Origin of the sequence: Agrobacterium vaccinii, assembly GCF_021310995.1 — a bacterium.
GTDB lineage: Bacteria > Pseudomonadota > Alphaproteobacteria > Rhizobiales > Rhizobiaceae > Agrobacterium > Agrobacterium vaccinii.
The window spans coordinates 162,689-178,559 of the sequence record NZ_CP054152.1; the positions used below are offsets into that span (position 1 = coordinate 162,689).

Annotated in this window: 17 protein-coding genes and 1 pseudogene; 11 read left to right on the forward strand and 7 right to left on the reverse strand. The window is 53.9% G+C overall.

The genetic code is table 11. The features are described 5' to 3' along the window. Positions 1 to 47 precede the first annotated feature (47 nt). Positions 48 to 527 carry a GIY-YIG nuclease family protein gene (locus HRR99_RS23320; RefSeq protein WP_350225193.1) on the forward strand — a complete coding sequence of 160 codons (480 nt, stop codon included), beginning with the start codon at positions 48 to 50 and terminating at the stop codon, positions 525 to 527. A gap of 131 nt (positions 528 to 658) precedes the next feature. Here HRR99_RS23320 and HRR99_RS23060 read toward each other — a convergent pair whose 3' ends face one another. The 4 genes from HRR99_RS23060 to HRR99_RS23075 form a co-directional block, all read right to left on the reverse strand. After that, positions 659 to 1,495, reverse strand: coding sequence for an HNH endonuclease (locus HRR99_RS23060; RefSeq protein ID WP_233125047.1), 837 nt, complete (start codon positions 1,493 to 1,495; stop codon positions 659 to 661). Next, positions 1,495 to 3,042, reverse strand: coding sequence for an AAA family ATPase (locus HRR99_RS23065; protein ID WP_233125048.1), 1,548 nt, complete (start codon positions 3,040 to 3,042; stop codon positions 1,495 to 1,497). Before HRR99_RS23065 ends, HRR99_RS23060 begins: the two co-directional genes overlap by 1 nt. A gap of 58 nt (positions 3,043 to 3,100) precedes the next feature. Further along, on the reverse strand, positions 3,101 to 5,200 hold the full coding sequence (locus HRR99_RS23070; RefSeq protein WP_233125049.1) for an ATP-binding protein: 2,100 nt from the start codon (positions 5,198 to 5,200) through the stop codon (positions 3,101 to 3,103). Between the two features lie 94 nt (positions 5,201 to 5,294). Then, positions 5,295 to 6,434, reverse strand: coding sequence for an RHE_PE00001 family protein (locus HRR99_RS23075; protein ID WP_233125050.1), 1,140 nt, complete (start codon positions 6,432 to 6,434; stop codon positions 5,295 to 5,297). Between the two features lie 181 nt (positions 6,435 to 6,615). On the opposite strand from HRR99_RS23075, the gene HRR99_RS23080 reads away from it, so the two are divergent. Genes HRR99_RS23080 through HRR99_RS23095 form a run of 4 tightly spaced genes read left to right on the forward strand, consistent with a single transcriptional unit; the run spans position 6,616 to position 8,883 of the window. Next, a complete protein-coding gene (locus HRR99_RS23080) occupies positions 6,616 to 6,873 on the forward strand; it encodes a type II toxin-antitoxin system VapB family antitoxin (protein ID WP_233125051.1) in 258 nt (85 codons plus the stop codon). Beyond that, positions 6,870 to 7,274 carry a type II toxin-antitoxin system VapC family toxin gene (locus tag HRR99_RS23085; RefSeq protein ID WP_233125052.1) on the forward strand — a complete coding sequence of 135 codons (405 nt, stop codon included), beginning with the start codon at positions 6,870 to 6,872 and terminating at the stop codon, positions 7,272 to 7,274. Before HRR99_RS23080 ends, HRR99_RS23085 begins: the two co-directional genes overlap by 4 nt. Then, positions 7,271 to 8,413 (forward strand): tyrosine-type recombinase/integrase, encoded by a 1,143-nt coding sequence (locus tag HRR99_RS23090; RefSeq protein ID WP_233125053.1) that lies wholly within the window; start codon positions 7,271 to 7,273, stop codon positions 8,411 to 8,413. Before HRR99_RS23085 ends, HRR99_RS23090 begins: the two co-directional genes overlap by 4 nt. A 23-nt stretch (positions 8,414 to 8,436) precedes the next feature. Then, entirely contained in the window at positions 8,437 to 8,883 is a 447-nt protein-coding gene (locus tag HRR99_RS23095) for a hypothetical protein (protein ID WP_233125054.1), read from the forward strand. A gap of 132 nt (positions 8,884 to 9,015) precedes the next feature. Here the strand turns inward: HRR99_RS23095 and HRR99_RS23100 are convergent, their stop codons facing one another. Continuing rightward, positions 9,016 to 9,195: a hypothetical protein gene (locus tag HRR99_RS23100; RefSeq protein ID WP_233125055.1), complete on the reverse strand. Its 180-nt coding sequence runs from the start codon at positions 9,193 to 9,195 to the stop codon at positions 9,016 to 9,018. On the opposite strand from HRR99_RS23100, the gene HRR99_RS23105 reads away from it, so the two are divergent. Further along, positions 9,182 to 9,637, forward strand: a complete 456-nt coding sequence (locus HRR99_RS23105) for a hypothetical protein (protein WP_233125056.1) — start codon at positions 9,182 to 9,184, stop codon at positions 9,635 to 9,637. The genes HRR99_RS23100 and HRR99_RS23105 overlap by 14 nt on opposite strands. 178 nt (positions 9,638 to 9,815) lie before the next feature. Next, the gene (locus HRR99_RS23110) at positions 9,816 to 10,367 is read left to right on the forward strand and encodes a hypothetical protein (RefSeq protein ID WP_233125057.1); all 552 of its coding nucleotides are present in this window, start codon (positions 9,816 to 9,818) and stop codon (positions 10,365 to 10,367) included. 447 nt (positions 10,368 to 10,814) lie between these two features. On the opposite strand, the gene HRR99_RS23115 is transcribed toward HRR99_RS23110, so the two are convergent. Together HRR99_RS23115 and HRR99_RS23120 are read right to left on the reverse strand one after the other, a co-directional pair. Beyond that, the gene (locus HRR99_RS23115) at positions 10,815 to 11,036 is read right to left on the reverse strand and encodes a tetratricopeptide repeat protein (protein ID WP_233125058.1); all 222 of its coding nucleotides are present in this window, start codon (positions 11,034 to 11,036) and stop codon (positions 10,815 to 10,817) included. A 122-nt stretch (positions 11,037 to 11,158) separates the two neighbouring features. Next, positions 11,159 to 12,067 (reverse strand): DUF6985 domain-containing protein, encoded by a 909-nt coding sequence (locus tag HRR99_RS23120; protein ID WP_233125059.1) that lies wholly within the window; start codon positions 12,065 to 12,067, stop codon positions 11,159 to 11,161. A 356-nt stretch (positions 12,068 to 12,423) separates the two neighbouring features. Between HRR99_RS23120 and HRR99_RS23125 the strand changes: the two genes are divergently transcribed. The 4 genes and pseudogenes from HRR99_RS23125 to HRR99_RS23140 all read left to right on the forward strand — a co-directional run bounded on the left by HRR99_RS23125 (position 12,424) and on the right by HRR99_RS23140 (position 15,066). After that, on the forward strand, positions 12,424 to 12,885 hold the full coding sequence (locus HRR99_RS23125) for a DNA/RNA non-specific endonuclease (RefSeq protein WP_233125060.1): 462 nt from the start codon (positions 12,424 to 12,426) through the stop codon (positions 12,883 to 12,885). A 13-nt stretch (positions 12,886 to 12,898) separates the two neighbouring features. Then, positions 12,899 to 13,471, forward strand: coding sequence for an SMI1/KNR4 family protein (locus HRR99_RS23130; RefSeq protein WP_233125061.1), 573 nt, complete (start codon positions 12,899 to 12,901; stop codon positions 13,469 to 13,471). A 128-nt stretch (positions 13,472 to 13,599) separates the two neighbouring features. After that, positions 13,600 to 14,125, forward strand: a pseudogene (locus HRR99_RS23135) (integrase); the annotation flags it as partial. Between the two features lie 89 nt (positions 14,126 to 14,214). After that, positions 14,215 to 15,066, forward strand: coding sequence for a leucine-rich repeat domain-containing protein (locus HRR99_RS23140; RefSeq protein ID WP_233125062.1), 852 nt, complete (start codon positions 14,215 to 14,217; stop codon positions 15,064 to 15,066). The last annotated feature ends 805 nt before the right edge of the window (positions 15,067 to 15,871 follow it).

Consider the following 15,871-nt stretch of genomic DNA (forward strand, 5'->3'; position numbering starts at 1 on the left):
TTCATGTGTGCCAAGATTAGGCACCGCAGATGAGGATTCGTCAAATTATGCCGGACAGCTTCCAACCCTCGAAAAGCCTTGGTAATTTCGGCGTCTCGTCTGGAGATCCTGGATATATTTACATAATTCGATCGGGATCTCGTTTGAAAATCGGCCGCTCAACGGATAGGACGTCTCGACTAAGGCAGGCCAAGACTTGGCTTCCCGACGGGGAAATCTTAGGTGTCAAACCCTTTTGGAATCATCAAACCGTCGAGCGATATATCCAACTTGGATTGGCAATGTTTTGGTACAAAGGCGAGTGGTATGAATTTAATGGAGATGAGTTCGAAGAATCATTCGTAGATGAATTCAAATCATTCGACGACAACGACATAAATCGAAATTCGATAGACTTCATATATTTTATGAATTCATCTGGAATGAGTGAATATACTCTAGAATTTTCAATTAGAAAATCGTCGAAACTGCGCTTCCAGCGCGAGGAAAGTGTACACTCGATAAACAGAGACAATTTATCTGATTGAAAGACGGACGAATGCTGTGAACACCCTCGACGGTAACGCTATTTAGAAGCGGTGGTCGTTGTGAGCTGTTCCAGCCTCCACACTTTCTATCCATCGGAGTGAGCTCAATTTGTAGCGACCATTTCCTGTGCTCACGCAAAGCCGCCGTCACAAAACCAGTCGTCAGACGCCCATGCAAAATAAGCGGCCGTTCTCCAACCATTTCGGCGAGCGTTGCTGCAACTGATGGCCTTTGCCATTAACTCATCGCGAACAGCGTTCACGCCCCCGGCTCCGTATGTTTGACTAAGAGTGTACCGTATGTTCAGCAATTCTTCAGCGGACTGAGACGCATAGAGCGTCGAAAGCTTTAGCTCCTTGAAGTGATTTCGGACTCTTTGCATAAGAATTGGATCCCAAGCTGCAACGGCTTGTACCTCAAAGAGGAGCGCGCTGGGCGAGGTCGGCACGACGCTCGCGACCAACCACGTCTCGGAGTCGACATCATCGTAATAGGGATGAATGCCAACCTCTTGCGCCGTAGTAGGAAACCCCGCCAGTTTTGCCTTGTTGCAATCGGTACATGATGGCACCAGGTTCAAGGGCGACACAGCAAGCGCAGGGTAGTGAGCCTTGGGCAGATGGTGATCCAATGTCATCACGTTACGATGAGCACAAAGAGGACAGCGGCCGTTAGGCGCAGATGCAAAAATCTCGTCATAAATTGGACGCCCGGGACCTTTTGATCCCGCCATTCGCTGGGTGTAAACGGTCTCCATTTCATCCTTTGTGACTGCAACAACCGGTGCGGTCCTGGGAACGGAATGAAGGTTCTGAAGTGGTCCGGCGATGTCATATGCGGCGGACGCTGCAACAACAGCACCTGTTGCAGCGTTCAGCCGAGTTTTCAGATTGACGTTTTTCACACGGCTAATGCAGAGGGTAAATGTGTCGAGTGCGCTTTGGGCTGGTTTGTCGAGTTTCAGCATCAGATGTCGTTCGCATCTCTCGCTGCGATCAAGGCCCGCACGAGCGCGCGCGCTTCACCGCCGAGTTCGTTGTCAAACTTTTCGACAATCCCATTAAAGGTCGAACCGCTCTGAACCTCATCCGTAAGCAATTTGTGAAACCCAGAATGAGTTACCTCGAGGCCGAAGATCTCGCGTGTTAAGATGCCAACGTTCTCACCAAACGTCTCGACTTCCGGTCTCTCAGCTATAGAACGCTCTCCTATTCGTCGAATCTTCCAGCAGCAATTCATTGGCACTTCTTGGACGACCACAGGAGAGTGCGTTGCAATAACTGCCACACCATTCCTGTTGACCAGCAGGTCGGACAACGCCCTGACGAAAGCTGACAACAAAGGCGGATGCAAATGGGCCTCGGGCTCATCGAGCAGGACAAGCGTGCGCTCTTCAACTGTCTCAACCAGTCGAGTTATTGTCAAAAGGACGATTTTGTGGCCCGAACTCAGCAAGTCGAATTTGCGCCGGGCCTCCCCTTTCACGTCTTCGCTGTCGAGCTCAGGGTTTGCCAGTTCGACCACTTCCGCATCGCTAAAGACGCGATCGGTTTCCAGTGTTTCCAGGGCACGTTGCCATCTTGAAGCCCTTGCCCCCTGACGGCAAACGAGCACGCTATTTGCGAACTCTGTTGCCAATCTTGCTGGAGACTTCGGAACGAGGCGTCGATCCTTGTCCGCACTGTCGATCCGTTTCAGACCGACGTAGGTATAAAGAATGCCTTCGCTTTTGTTTTGTCGGTTGGGCAGCGGCTCAAATGAGTCGAATGCACTAAAGGAGACGGATACAATATTTGCGAAAACTTGATCTTCTAGAATATCCTCTGGATCCCCTTCAAACGATCCGACTTCGCTCGTCCTAGCGTTCGAATCAACTATCGCCCGGGTCATGTTATTGAGCAGATGGGTCTTCCCGACTCCGTTTCGTCCAATAATTACATGCACATTTGTCGGCGGGTTTGAGCCTGGCTCAACTTCAAACTCAAAGACCGGAGGCGGCACAGCGGCTCTCCGGGGTTTTGGCCCGGTATAGGAAAACCGATATTTTGAAAGCCGGGCGCCCCCACGCGACATACGTGAAAACTGCCCTCGGACCGTTGCCGGCGTCACTGACCGCAAAAGCGAAACACCCGTGACACCCTCTTCGCGGGCGAGTTGAAAAAGATCAAGATCAAACGCCATGTCGCGCAAACCGCGCAGAATAAAGTCGCGCGCTTCATCTCCGAGGTTGTTCAAGTCTTCGTAGTAGCTGTCATCTTGGCCAAGGGAGAAGAACTCCTCGCCGAGCTCATCGAACTCCACGGGCAACACTGGCCGTCGCTGTTCTTTTTCCATTTTGAACTGACCAATCTTAACGCCACCTATGTCATGCCGCGTTCCGTCTCCGTCAAAGACCACCAATTGGTACAAGGTATTGTATTTAAACCAGTCATCCCAATTGTCCGTCAGCAGAAACGCGCAGCCGATGGCATCGGCCGGTGGCCTTACACCACTTGCTAGAATTTTAAAGAACAAGACTTTTCCTCACTTCTAGTCGCGGCCGACATTGGAGCAGTGCACTTTTGTGCTGGATCTACGAACCATTGACGGTTTCCAGCTTGGAATTCACTGAATCAGCAACCGGCTCTCGAAGGCGCTCGCGCGCAACTTCTTGTGATTCAACGAAAAAGCTTTTACCGGATATTCCTGCTCGGTCGAAAAATGCTTGGTTTCGCTCGCGTGCGTCATTCAAAAGCGTATCCCAGCCAATCAGCTCTATCGATCCTTTGAAACCGCTACGTGGTTGGTAAAAGCGACCTCGACCATCCGCAGTTCGATCCCAGGAATAAGTCCAGTCGTCCATTTTCCCCACTATATCGGCGACAATGAAGCAGTAGAAAACCGTGTCTTCTTTCAGTTTAATGGGCCTCCCGCGCACGTCGATCTGTCCGCCGCCGAGCAGCCGACGCACATAACGCTCAACTTGGTGCTGGGGATTTTCGTCGTCTGCGTAGCTTGTCCGGCCAGGACGCTTGAACTCTACGAGCAACACCCGTGAAGGATCGTCGGTCTGCCGCAAGCCGTGTACATGATCGAATATGAGAACGTCCGGCCGCTCATCACTGTCCACGGCGCTGGATAGATTGTTAAACTCGTCATCCGAGCTGAAATATTGCGCGAACGTCAATCTCTCGTCGATGATCCAGAGGTCATGCGACGATGCAGGCACGACCTTCCTCGCCCCATCTGCCAGCGTGTTTATCCTTAAAGGGCAAATGAACGAATGCAGAATGTCTTCTCGCTGGTAACTACTATCACGGGAATCATCACGGACTTTTTCGAGCAAGATTTCCATGAAATCTAAAACCACTTTTCGGCGAACAATGTACTCCGCAAGGCTTTTCTGCTCGGTTTCCTCGATGGCTTTGCCTGCAGCTTCAATTGCGGCAGAGAAGGTGTTCACATCGACTGATGGCTCCTTGAGCCGTTCCAGAACTTTCCTGATTTTCTCCGCCTGCCGTTGGTCACGCCGGAACCGTTCACGTGAGAGATGACCGAATATTGCATCGTCATTTAACTCGCCTGATGGAAGCTTGTCCTGGAGATCATCGATGTCGCCAAACGCTACTGATGGATATGATTCTGTTATAGCTCTGACACGCGTCCGCTGATCTTTGTGGAGAGCTTGCAATGGGCCCGCGAGAAAAGCTTCGATATAGGAGAAGCAGACGTCATTAACGATGTTATCGAGAACGGCGTCTTCAAACTGAAATTTGGTTCGCTCTTGATTGACGTTTTTATCGAGGTAGGCGCCCGTTAGTACGGCGTGAAAAACTCTATCGCTCTTTTCGCCGAAGAACTTTAAGCCTAGCTTGCCATCTATTTTATGAGAATGAACGGTGCGGTCATGTGCGATGAAATGGACAAAATGCGAGCCCTGCAAGTCAGCGCTGGCAATCTTGTCGCATTCCATGAGTGTAAGACTAAGCTCGCCATACTCGGCGGTTTCGATACTCGGAATTACCTCTTTTCGATGGATAACCGAGTTGATCTCATCCGGATAGTGTCGCGTCTCGTCGCCACAGTGAACGGTCACTCGAGGCGACCTTGAACCGATGAATGTCGGAAGGAAATGAGATGTAAAGTGTTGAAATATGTAGCTTGCTCTGCCCGGAAATTTTGCTCGATACGTATTGTCGCGTAGTCCGTCGAACTCCACAACGAAGCCGGTGTCAGCGCTAGAGTTCGTTAGGTCCTCCTCGCTGTAGTCCTCGATCTGGTCTGACAACGATAAGACAAAGCTGAAGCTCCTTCGCTTAACAGCCTCCCCTTCCGTGTAAACGCTCTTGACTTTTATCCCTTCAAAGCAATCAAGCCACAGAAGACGGCCCACACCCTTTCCGCCACGAGCGTACTTATTGTCCGTGTCAGTGGTAGAGAAGGCATCAAAGTTACGTTCGTCTAGACCATTCCCGTTGTCTTCAACCACGATCTTCACTGGCGCCTGCTTACGGCCTGTGACGATGGTGACCACAACACGGCCGTCGCGGGCTACATTCTCCCGGAAACGATCCTGTGTCGAGTGAATAGAGTTGCTAACGGCTTCGAACAACGGCTGCATAGCATCGGCAGTATTCGATGGCTTCGGTAAACGATCAATTCGTTTAACAAGATTTGTTCGCAATGATGGCACAGGCTGCTCCCCAAGTAGAACACAATCTAAGCGGTAATTAGAGCTATTCGCAATCGACCTGACGCGAAGACGACAAATAAAGTTTTCTTGTGTGTTACAGAATTCCCCACGCCCGAAACCTCCCCCTCCCCGTCATCTCTCTCAGTCCCAGCTCCAAAACAATCCGCCGCGCCGCCTGCGGCGTCACATCGAGCGTCTTGGCCACCATCCCAGCCGATACCAATGGTTTTTCCATCACCAGCTCGACCAGTTCTGGCAGTCTTGACGACGTCCGTCGCCCATCGAGCTTCCGCTCTAGAAGGGTTCGGGCAAGCGCCAGACGATCGTGCTCCTTCAGCCCGATCTCTGCGGCCGCGATAAGGCCGTGAGCAATGGCGAGCAACCGGGTCTCCCGATCACGATGCCGGCGCCGATCGACGGGAATGGTTTTCAGGCCGAGATTGATGGCGGCGAGATGGGCGCCGGTGGTTACGCCGGCCTGACGCAGGATCGATGCGGACCACAGCCGGCCGAGCCAGGGCGTGTGCTGCAACACGGAAAGCTCGTTCCAGGCATCGAAGGCGACGATCGCCTGCAGCACTGGCGGCAAGCTCTCCGTCTGGCGCAACACCCCGCGCCATTCATCGAGCCGGGCATCCTCGTCCCAGTCAAGATCATAGACCAAAGGATCCTTTTCCGCCGCGCCGCCACGGCCCGGACGGGTTGTGTTCTTGATCGCTGCCTCCGATCGGGCGAGCACCGCATCGATGGCGGCATAGTCGATGCCGGGAAGGTTTTCGAGGTCATCGGTGTCGTCCCCCTCTCCTTCCGGACCGATCGCGACCGCGCGGCGGATTGTAGGTGCCGTCGCCGCCTCGTCGGAGCCGGCTGATGTGATCTCCGCGGTTTTTCTGAGAGTGCGGACGCCGTCGGCCGAAAGCGCCCAGCCAGGTGGTTGGGCGGCAATGCGCCGGCGAGTTCGCAGCACGTCGCGGGCGATTGTCAGCTCATGGGTGGGCGTGCGAATATCGCGGGTAGCGTCGTGGAGGACTAGGTCTTCGAGATGGACGAGTTCGCCGTCGATCCACAGCGAGGTGCAAGCGTCGGTAAAGTTTTGGCGCTCGATCCACCCTGCGCCAACGTTCGAGCGGGCGATGCGTTCGTCGAGACGCGCCAGAGCGACACCGGCGTCAAAAGCGGGTCGCATCAGGGCTGTTATGCTGATTTTCGCGATATCGTAAGGCATTGAAATCATGGTAAATGATTTGCTAAAAGAACTCTACTTGAATATTACGGTTCTTCACATGGTACGATTTCGAGTAGGACGTATAACCATCGATAAGTACCAATTATCAGATATTAGCCATCTATATCGAAGTTCTTGCCATCTTATCGCATCCGCACTATGTTTAAACGATAAATTTCGAGGAAACATCATGTCTGAACCCCAACTGTCCATTCGTAGCGGCAAGGCCCGCGACCTCGCCCATGCTCTCGCGCGTCGCACCGGTCAGCCCATCAATCGTTTGGTAGAGCTGGCGCTGGAACGCTACGATATCGAATTGAGACAGCAGGATAAAAAGCATCCACTGGAAGCGGTTTGGGAGCTCGCCGCCGAAGGCCGCCGCAACGTTCAAGCAGGCACTACCTCCGCTCATGACGACCTCTATGATGAAAACGGCCTGCCGATATGATTGCACTCGATACGTCGGTTATTGTTGCCATTCTCCTTGAGGAGCCGGAGGCGGATGTTTTCAAGTCGATCTTACAGCAGGGAAAGATTGTTATCGGATGGCCGACGCTGTTTGAAACAAGAACGGTTTTGACAGCAAAGGGCTTTTCCAATCCGGGTGACATCGTCACCCGCTTCTCGGCCGCGCCAAACATTATGCCCATGTCTTTCGATGGAGAGCATTATCGAGCGGCCGAGTTGGCTTTGGACAAATATGGCAAGGGGCGTCACCCGGCGAGCCTGAACATGGGCGATTGTTTTTCCTACGCTGTCGCTGCAGTTTCCAAAGCGCCACTTCTGTTTAAGGGCCATGATTTTGGCCAGACGGACCTGAAACTGCATCCAGCGTCATCCATGACATGACAGATAAAAGCCAAACCATCGTCGAACGCAGGGTCTTGCAGCTCGACACGATTGCAGCGGTCTTGCCGCTCGAACGTCGCGACGAGCTGGCTGAGCTTTTGACCGATCAAGATATCGAGACGCTTCGCCATCTGGTCAATGAGGGCATGGGTGCCAACACGCTGCGGGCACTGACGTCAGACCTTGCCTATCTACAGGCTTGGTCGCTAGCGGCAACCGGAGCCTCCCTCCCCTGGCCTGCACCCGAAGCCCTCCTGCTCAAATTCGTCGCCCATCATCTATGGGATCCCGAAAAGCGCATCAGCGATCGTGATCACGGCATGCCGCAAAATGTCGATCGTCTTCTGCGGGACCAGGGGTTTCTGAAATCCATCGGTCCCCACGCGCCCGACACGGTCCGGAGGCGGCTTGCCTCGTGGTCGACGCTGACGAAATGGCGCGGCCACCAAGGCGTATTTTCCTCCCCTGCCCTTAAACAAGCGATCCGACTGGCTGTCCGCGCCACGCCGCGTCCGCGAAAACGCAAAAGCGCCAAGGCTGTGACCGGCGACGTGCTGGCGAAATTGCTCGCGACCTGCAGCACCGATAGCCTGCGCGACGTCCGTGACCGGGCAATTTTGATGGTGGCGTTTGCCTCCGGTGGTCGTCGGCGCAGCGAAATTGCTAGGCTGCGCAAAGAGCAGTTGACTGTCGAGGTGCCAATTGCGGTCGACAACGCCCCTCCCCTACTCTCGCTTTCCATTCACCTTGGCCGCACAAAAACATCCGGAAGTGAAAACGAGGACGTTGTTTATCTAACGGGGCGGCCCGTCGATGCATTGAATGCATGGATGACGGCCGCGCGCATCGATAGCGGAAGCATTTTCCGCAAGATCGATCGCTGGGGAAATCTGTCCAAACATGCGCTGGAACCGGGCGCCATCAACGCGATCCTGAAACAGCGTGTGGTTATGGCCGGCCTGGAACCGAGGGAGTTTTCGGCCCACGGGCTGCGATCCGGATATCTGACGGAAGCCGCGAACCGGGGCATTCCGCTTCCCGAAGCGATGGAGCAATCACGCCATCGTTCTGTTCAGCAGGCATCCAGCTATTACAACAATGCCACACGACGCAGCGGTCGAGCCGCACGAATGTTGTGATGGAAAGGCTCGGAACGTAGTCCATGACAATCCTGTTCAAAACGACGATCACTGAAGACAAGGCATTTGCAAAGATTGAGGAAGCGCTGAACACCGGCCGAGAATACGACGGCTATTTCAGTGTTGCCGACGATGGTGGCGAGACGCCTCTGTCGTGGGGACCCTCCATGAGCGGCGAAGAATTTCTGGCGAACGTCAGAGAAATGCTGGAAGTGACATGGAAAGCAGCCCGGTTTTGGGTTGTCTACGACCGTCGAGAGGATCGTGGTGATCCTGACGCCATCGCGATGCGCAATGCAGCGTTTCGGATCACCCGCGGATATAACGGTGTCATCGTAGCTTCGTTGAGCCTTCTGGGACGGAAAGACGCTCTACAAGATCTTGAACTGGTTTTTGTCTGTTTCAGAGAGGATTTCCAACGTCGCAACTTTAGAATTCGCTTTGAGAACAAACCCATTACACCCCATTGATGCGGAGCCAGCTTTGCACCGATTTCGTTGAAAAACTCGTTGGATTGGCTGCTCATCCTCCCGTTTCTTTGGGGTGGATCACCATGATGATCTCAGCTGTCGAGCGACAGCTGGTGCTCAGTTTCAGCTCGGTCAATTTGATCGTAATGTTTTGGCCGGATCCACAAATACCAGCACGTTAAAGCCCTCCCCTGCATCGAAGCGGTTGTCATCCAGAAGATGGTTGCCCTGCGCTTCCATAAACCACTTTGCCGTATCCGCATCGTAAAGCTCCGCAATCGTCGCCTTGATCTTCGATTTGACCTCGATCAAAGCCTCAAGCTGGTTTATGGCGGGTATAAAGAGCAATCGGGAAGAGGAAAATCTGAGTAATCCCTTGGGCCTAATCGGTAAAGCACTTGCCGAGGACTTCCGGTTCACAACCAGGACACTTACTCCAAATCGACTTATGGTCGATCTTAATGGTGAGCGTTATCGTGCCGAAGAGTTCGGCTACGCGGTGGCCTCTAGTTCATCGGCTTTGGCCGACCTTGCTGCCAATCCGGAAACGCCAGCCTTTCTGTTCGGCGACATGGGAGCGGCCACCGGTCTATTCCTGGTGGCGCTGGCGCTCGGGCCGCGCCCAGCTTTCGCATCTGCGTTTCGGCAAGTGGGCGAACCTGATCGTACACTTGTATCAACCAGTTCATACCATACCGAACGCCGTGCGGTCGCTGTTATCGAACGTTCAAGTTACGATTCTGAAGGATGCTGAAATGGCAAAGCTGTTGAGTTTCAGCGAGATTTAATCCGTTTTTCCATTTCGCGTTAGCCCACCAGATCCGGTGTAGTGAATTGCCCGACAACAATTTTATACGGCGTAAGTGGATCACGAGGAAACGGATAAATGGTTCAAACTCTAATGAAAACGAACAAATAAGGGAACTAGAGAAATGTTGTATTCCATCTACGGCGGAAAGAATCACCCTGAGTGCAAGCTCCAAGCCACAGATCACGATGCTTGTCGCAGTTCTATGTACAAGGGTGAGGTCTACAACGGCGATTTCAATGCAGACGATTTCAACAGAGACGATTTCCACTTTACGGATGTCATTGAGTCGTTCTGCGTCCCGGTCTTCAACGATAAGTTCAAACTGGCCTGCGAAGCGATTACTCACGGTGCCGTTTCTTTCCGACGAACAAACGTCATCTGGGGCAAAGAAAACCTGCTTGAATGGGTCGGCGACGAAATAAAAGGATTCTACGTCGTGCGTCCTAAGATCGTTGATATAATTGACGAGAGCAAAAGCCCTACCCAATTCTGGCCGAAGCTCAAGAAGTTCAAGCATCAGGATTACGTCATAACCGGCCTCCCAGATACTGAAATTGGCGTCTTCGTTGATTTAAAGAGGCCGCATCTATTCATTATTACAGAAGACATGAAGCGTTCGCTTGATGCTCACGGCATTCAAGCGTCTTTCGAGGAGCTTCCCGTCGTGACATGAGGTTTGAGAGAAGCTACGGTCCGCATGTTGCGAATTAGGTTGGCGTCATACTATTACCATTGTGATTAAGCGTACAGAAATGATCCCGTCAACGTGAGAAATAACAAGGCGTTATCATTCGTATCGGCATCGGGGCCCCCTGCCTATTTACACGCGGCTCTTGATGCATTAGACAGGCTGGCGCGCGACGCACTTACGCGCATTGTCATCGGACAGGATCGCGCGACGCGATTGTGGGTCTGGGCTGAACGTTCCGATCCATTGATGGCGCGCTCGATCGCAGAGACGGAGGTGATGTAGCGTGATCGCCTGCGCCGTTCGTAATCTATGGATCGCGCAGCCGACCGGGTTCTGGTGACAACCGCAATCGGGTGAAGCTTGCCGGTCGATAACCGCGATCTTAGCTTCCTGTACGCTCTCCAAGGTCCAGGCTCGTAAAGCGAGAAGCTATCGTTCAGAAAGCGTAACCTCCGCCTCTTCCAATGCCGCCGCGATCATCGGATTTAGAGGATCGAGTCGAGCTGCTTCCTTCAAATCAGCGACGCCTTTCTCGATCTCGCCGAGGCGGGCACGCGCGAGGCCCCGGTAGCCCCAGGCCAGCGCCATCTTCGGATCCAGAGCAACGGCACGATCGAAATCCTGCAGCGCAGCAGCGAAATCGCCGGTCATTACTCGGACGGCACCGCGGCTATGCCAGATCACTGCTCGTTCGGGCACGCGCTTTACCTCGCCAACGAACGGTTCCGCGAAGATGCGGACGAGGCAGTCTACGTCTGTCCCGGGAATGCCGCTTATGTCACATGCCCGTCCTGCGCGCTGACGCGCGTCAGGGTCCTCCCGTCTCGATAGACGAGTTGGAGGCCGTGCTCGCGTTCCCAGTCGCAGGCGCAGGCTAGCGCGATGTAGATCGCCGGCTCCCCATCGGAATCGTCCTTCACGACCTGCAACTCCTCGTTGGAGACGTGCTGCCAGATCTCGGCCGGGTCCGAAATCCCGTACATTGCCTTGTCGGCTTCGTCGTCAGGGCCGATTGCTTCTAGAAACTCCTTGCAGTTCGCCAGCACAGCCGGCGAGGCCGCCAGCCGGTCCTCGCGCGTTAGCGCGAGGAAGTTCGCGAGCGCCGCGTCGATCCGCTTGGCGTCGCTCGGCCCGATATCCTGCAGCAGCACAGGCAGCGCGCGGCCGTCGAAATAGGGGATCGATAAGGGGGCGGCGAACCATGTGTCGCCGTAGTCGTCGGGTCGGACCCTGCCGAGTACGATCGATGAGAAGACGCGCGGCTTTGGTCTCGGCTTCGCCGCTTCGAACCTGCCGGCGAGCTTCGCGAACGCCGCCTCGCGCTCCGCCTCAGTCTCCGAGCGCGAGAGGCTGCGCAACTCCTGCATGTTCGTCGTCACCGTGCCGGTCGCCGTGTCGATCTCGAAACCCGCCACGGGGATAGTGGTGGTCACGCGGAGCCCCTTGTACGTCACGCTGGAAGGCAGCCGGAAAAAGGTCTGGAAGCCGACCATTCCGACGACGAGCACATGGCCCGCCTCCTTGCCAGCGATCGGCTTGCAGAATGCGTGCGGATCGCAGGGTAAGACGGCTGCAAGCACCCTCTGGTCTTCGTCGCAGGCCGAGAGCGGTGTGTTTTTCAGAAAATCAGCCAGCCTGTCTTCGTCAAAGACGATTTCGTTCAGTTTTGGCTGCGGCTCCATCGGCGCCTCCTTTCGTTCTTTTCGTTTTTGCTCCGATGCATCGGGACTTGCGCCCGAGATGCCGGTTTTGAGCGCGGACCACGCTTACACCGCCAGTAGAGCGCCACCAATGAAGGTTTCGAACTCGTTCCAGTCTCCGATGCGATGATTGTGATTAAGCGTACAGAAATGACCCCGTCAACGTGAAAAATAACAAGGCGTTATCGTGCGTATCGGCATAGGGACCCCCCTGCCGATTCACAGGCCTGACTTACAACAGGTATCGCTATTAAGATAACCTCGCCGCCTGTTACGCAACGCCTGATCCGCTGGGAATTCGCGGCGGGCCGCGGCCGCATGGCCACGTGGACAATCCGATGAATGAGGTCGACCCGGTCGGCCTTTCGCCGATCTACGGACCACTGGATGGCTATGGTAGGCCGACCGGAGTATGGGCCACGCTTACGAGCCGTGACCTTAGACCAACCGGCACTTCGCCGCCAACGCTGAACCCGCCCGGCTTCGCATCGGGTACGGCCCCCAATTTCCACCAGCGAAGCCACCTTTTGGCCGATACGCTGGGGAGATCGGGCAGCGACCCCCGTAACCTCGTGACCCTGACTGACGGTTCAAACCATCCGGGGATGAGCCGGATTGAGCGACAGGTTCGTGACTTCTTGCGCAAAAATCCAAATTGCAGTGTCACCTATGTCGCGATCCCGCTTTATAATGGTAGCAACCTAACGCCGACCGGAGTAGCAATCACCGCCAGAACCTCTGCCGGCGAGATGCTTGCCTCCACCATCGTACCGAATGGTCTGCGGCAGAACAGAAAGTAGAAGGAACTCCTAAATGACCGACAACGTCACCCAACTTTTCGACCGTTCGAATGTCACCCGCGCGGCGTCGGTCGAAGAGATCTCAGCCGTCGAAGCAGAGATCGGTGCGCTACCACCATCCTACAATATCTTCGCGCGGACATTCGGCTACGGCACGACCAACGGCTTGTTCGTCATCGAAATGCCTTTCAGCATGTTCGGCAATGATGGCCTCCTCGTTCGAGGCGTCGAAATCCGCGACCAAGTTCATTCGCTTGTCGCAGAGTACCGGGAAGACGGGATCGAGATCGGCGATCTCGATTGCCTTGAGCCCTACGATGACGAAAGCCGCGACATCGCCGGTTTCTTCGACGACCTTCGCTTCTTCGGCAGCAGCATCAACGGCGAGTACTTGTGCTGGCGGCGCGATCGGGATGACTCTTTCAAGCTCCATGTCATCGACCGCGCCTGCTTTTCAATTCGTTTTGCCGGAACGAGCCTTATCGAATTCATTCGAAGAACGCAGACTGATGACGTCAAAAACTTGCTCGGCTCTGGATACGAGGCACTACCACGTACGTTCGAAGGGGCAACTGCTGAGATTTGAGTACAACGTCGTCTGGGTATTATGCTCAATTCATGTCAGTAACAAACGCCATAACCGCACGCGGGTGTCTTCACTTGAACATGTCCGATAACGTTGCATTATCGGACGTCTTGTTCTTTATATAAAGAATGGCCCAAATCATCGAGCAGAACACAGAAATTCACGCCGAGGAGATCTCAGCGCCGTCTCTCAGCACGGCGCCTGGGCGCGATGTCTCCGGGCCGACGGTGTCGGGCGAAAGCCCCCTCCCCTCTCTCGCCGTTGAGGACCAGACGCCCGCCCATCTTGCAAGCCTTGCTGATCGCGCCCCAGGGTTATGTTGAAGCCGCAAGTTTCGCCAATACGCGCAAAGCCTACGCCGCCGACTGGAAGCATTTTTCCGCGTGGTGCCGGCGGTCCAAGCTGGCTCCCCTCCCTCCGCATCCGCAAACCGTCGGGCTACCATCACAGCCTGTGCTTCTGGCACGGTTGACCGGAAGCACCAAGGCCAACTCTGTCTCGACCATTGAACGACGTCTCTCCTCCCTCAGCTGGAACTATGCCCAGCGCGGTCAATCGCTTGATCGCAAAGACAGGCACATTGCGACGGTGATGGCCGGCATCCGCAACAGCCATGCCCGGCCGCCGGTCCAGAAGGAAGCAGTCATGGCTGATTACTCAAGAACAGCGGGGCGTTCGCGCTTCCAATGCGGAAATGGAGAGGTTAAGTGTCTGAGATAATTTTGGAAATAGATGAAAGAACGATGGAAAACCTGATGACAGGGCCATACGTCTTCATTGAGGAGACGCGATCCCCGGCATTCCGAAAAATAGCCTATTTCAATAAGGCCGCCTTCAAGGCCTATTCGCACCTCATCGACGAACATGGTTGCACCGGATTTTCGATCGAGGTAGAGGATGTAGCCGAGAATAAGCTGCAGGACTATTTCTTTCCCGGTTTCAGCGACATCCGCAAAAAGAACGACATCGTTGAGATCGGTATAGTCGGGTCCGGTGCCTTTCCCGAGGATCTCGAACTCGACGTGTTCAAAGATTTCCCGAACATCAGGAAGATCACAACACAAAGCATTTCTTTCCGGTTCAGACTCCCTGAGCTTTTTCCGAAGCTCGAAAGCTGGCTCAATCTTGACTGGAAGACCAACAAGGTTGGAAACCTCGACAACGACTGGCACGATTTGACGAATCTTTCACTGCACGGATTCAGCGGATCGCTTGTACTTTTCGAAAATTCGCCGATCAAAAAACTTTTCCTAATCTCTTCGACCATAAAAAGCATCGACGATGTTTTGAGCTTAAAAAAGCTCGAAGTTTTGCAAATTGTGTCAAGCAAGATTACTGGCAACGTGTCACGCCTGTCGGAACTTACCAGACTGCGATCATTGCGTTTCGAGGGCAAGAACCAGCTTGAAGGCTGGGACAAGTTGGAAAGCAAGTCTGTCGAGAACTTCGAGGCATCACATTATCCCTGCAAATTTCCGCGCCAAAATTTTCCGAAACTTAAGAACTATGTTGTCAATGCGTATCGCGCTCGGGATTCGTTCTATGAAGAAGGCGGAGATCACGATGCGTTGGGCGCCGAATTCGCTGCTCTCTGAGTTTTCTCCGTGCCGAGACATCCGTCGCGAGTTATGGGTTTGGACGTCTCAGACGAAAAATATTGCATTTTTTTTCGTGAGGTCGTCTGCGTTAGCTTGCCGCATAACAAAAGTTTTCTGAGAGCAGATAGCGAAACTACCGGGAACATTACTTGTGCCGAGGAATGCCTGTTTCGTCTCATGTCTCTCCCCTCCTCCGGTACCCTTATTTTCAGGCATTTCCGCCGCAGACGGCCGCCAGAGCGCGTCTCACGCTGATTACGGCCGAATGCCCGTTACAGGTTGCATTTCTAGTCTGAGGGTGCTGCATTTGATCCCATAAGACACGCTTGCAACCGGTCATTTTCTCCCGCTTTCCTTAACTGTACAAAGCAGCCGAAAAGCGCGCGAGAAAATCATGGGCAATCTATCGCCGGCCCTAAAACGCCTTATACGAAGACACGCTGGTTTCTACTCTTTGGCCTTCCCAACGCATGGTTAATCTTAATCTCTTTCGCACACGGGAGGCTCACGATGCGATCAGGGATTTCGTTACTTAAGGATTTTGATGGTGAACGAGTCCGGCGGCTGGCGCGGCAGACGATGCAACCCTGGTACGACGCTCATTGGGACTCGCCTGTGTGCGATGTTTGCCAATACGCTTTGTAAATGGCTCCAAAAGTTTACTGCGGTAAACTCGTTATACGCCGTAGTTTTCCAGTTAACTTCTTGTTAACTTTGTTTTCCTTGCCAGACTCGTAGAATCGGGTCTAAATGCGGTTACATTGCTCGTGTGAGCTTGAAAACGCATTTAGGGTTTTTCGCG

Coding starts and splice junctions, on each gene's coding strand:
- HRR99_RS23320 (WP_350225193.1), top strand. CDS start 48: ATGCCGGACAGCTTCCAACCCTCGAAAAGCCTTGGTAATTTCGGCGTC.
- HRR99_RS23060 (WP_233125047.1), bottom strand. CDS start 1,495: ATGCTGAAACTCGACAAACCAGCCCAAAGCGCACTCGACACATTTACC.
- HRR99_RS23075 (WP_233125050.1), bottom strand. CDS start 6,434: ATGATTTCAATGCCTTACGATATCGCGAAAATCAGCATAACAGCCCTG.
- HRR99_RS23080 (WP_233125051.1), top strand. CDS start 6,616: ATGTCTGAACCCCAACTGTCCATTCGTAGCGGCAAGGCCCGCGACCTC.
- HRR99_RS23085 (WP_233125052.1), top strand. CDS start 6,870: ATGATTGCACTCGATACGTCGGTTATTGTTGCCATTCTCCTTGAGGAG.
- HRR99_RS23090 (WP_233125053.1), top strand. CDS start 7,271: ATGACAGATAAAAGCCAAACCATCGTCGAACGCAGGGTCTTGCAGCTC.
- HRR99_RS23095 (WP_233125054.1), top strand. CDS start 8,437: ATGACAATCCTGTTCAAAACGACGATCACTGAAGACAAGGCATTTGCA.
- HRR99_RS23110 (WP_233125057.1), top strand. CDS start 9,816: ATGTTGTATTCCATCTACGGCGGAAAGAATCACCCTGAGTGCAAGCTC.
- HRR99_RS23115 (WP_233125058.1), bottom strand. CDS start 11,036: ATGACCGGCGATTTCGCTGCTGCGCTGCAGGATTTCGATCGTGCCGTT.
- HRR99_RS23120 (WP_233125059.1), bottom strand. CDS start 12,067: ATGGAGCCGCAGCCAAAACTGAACGAAATCGTCTTTGACGAAGACAGG.
- HRR99_RS23125 (WP_233125060.1), top strand. CDS start 12,424: ATGAATGAGGTCGACCCGGTCGGCCTTTCGCCGATCTACGGACCACTG.
- HRR99_RS23130 (WP_233125061.1), top strand. CDS start 12,899: ATGACCGACAACGTCACCCAACTTTTCGACCGTTCGAATGTCACCCGC.
- HRR99_RS23140 (WP_233125062.1), top strand. CDS start 14,215: ATGGAAAACCTGATGACAGGGCCATACGTCTTCATTGAGGAGACGCGA.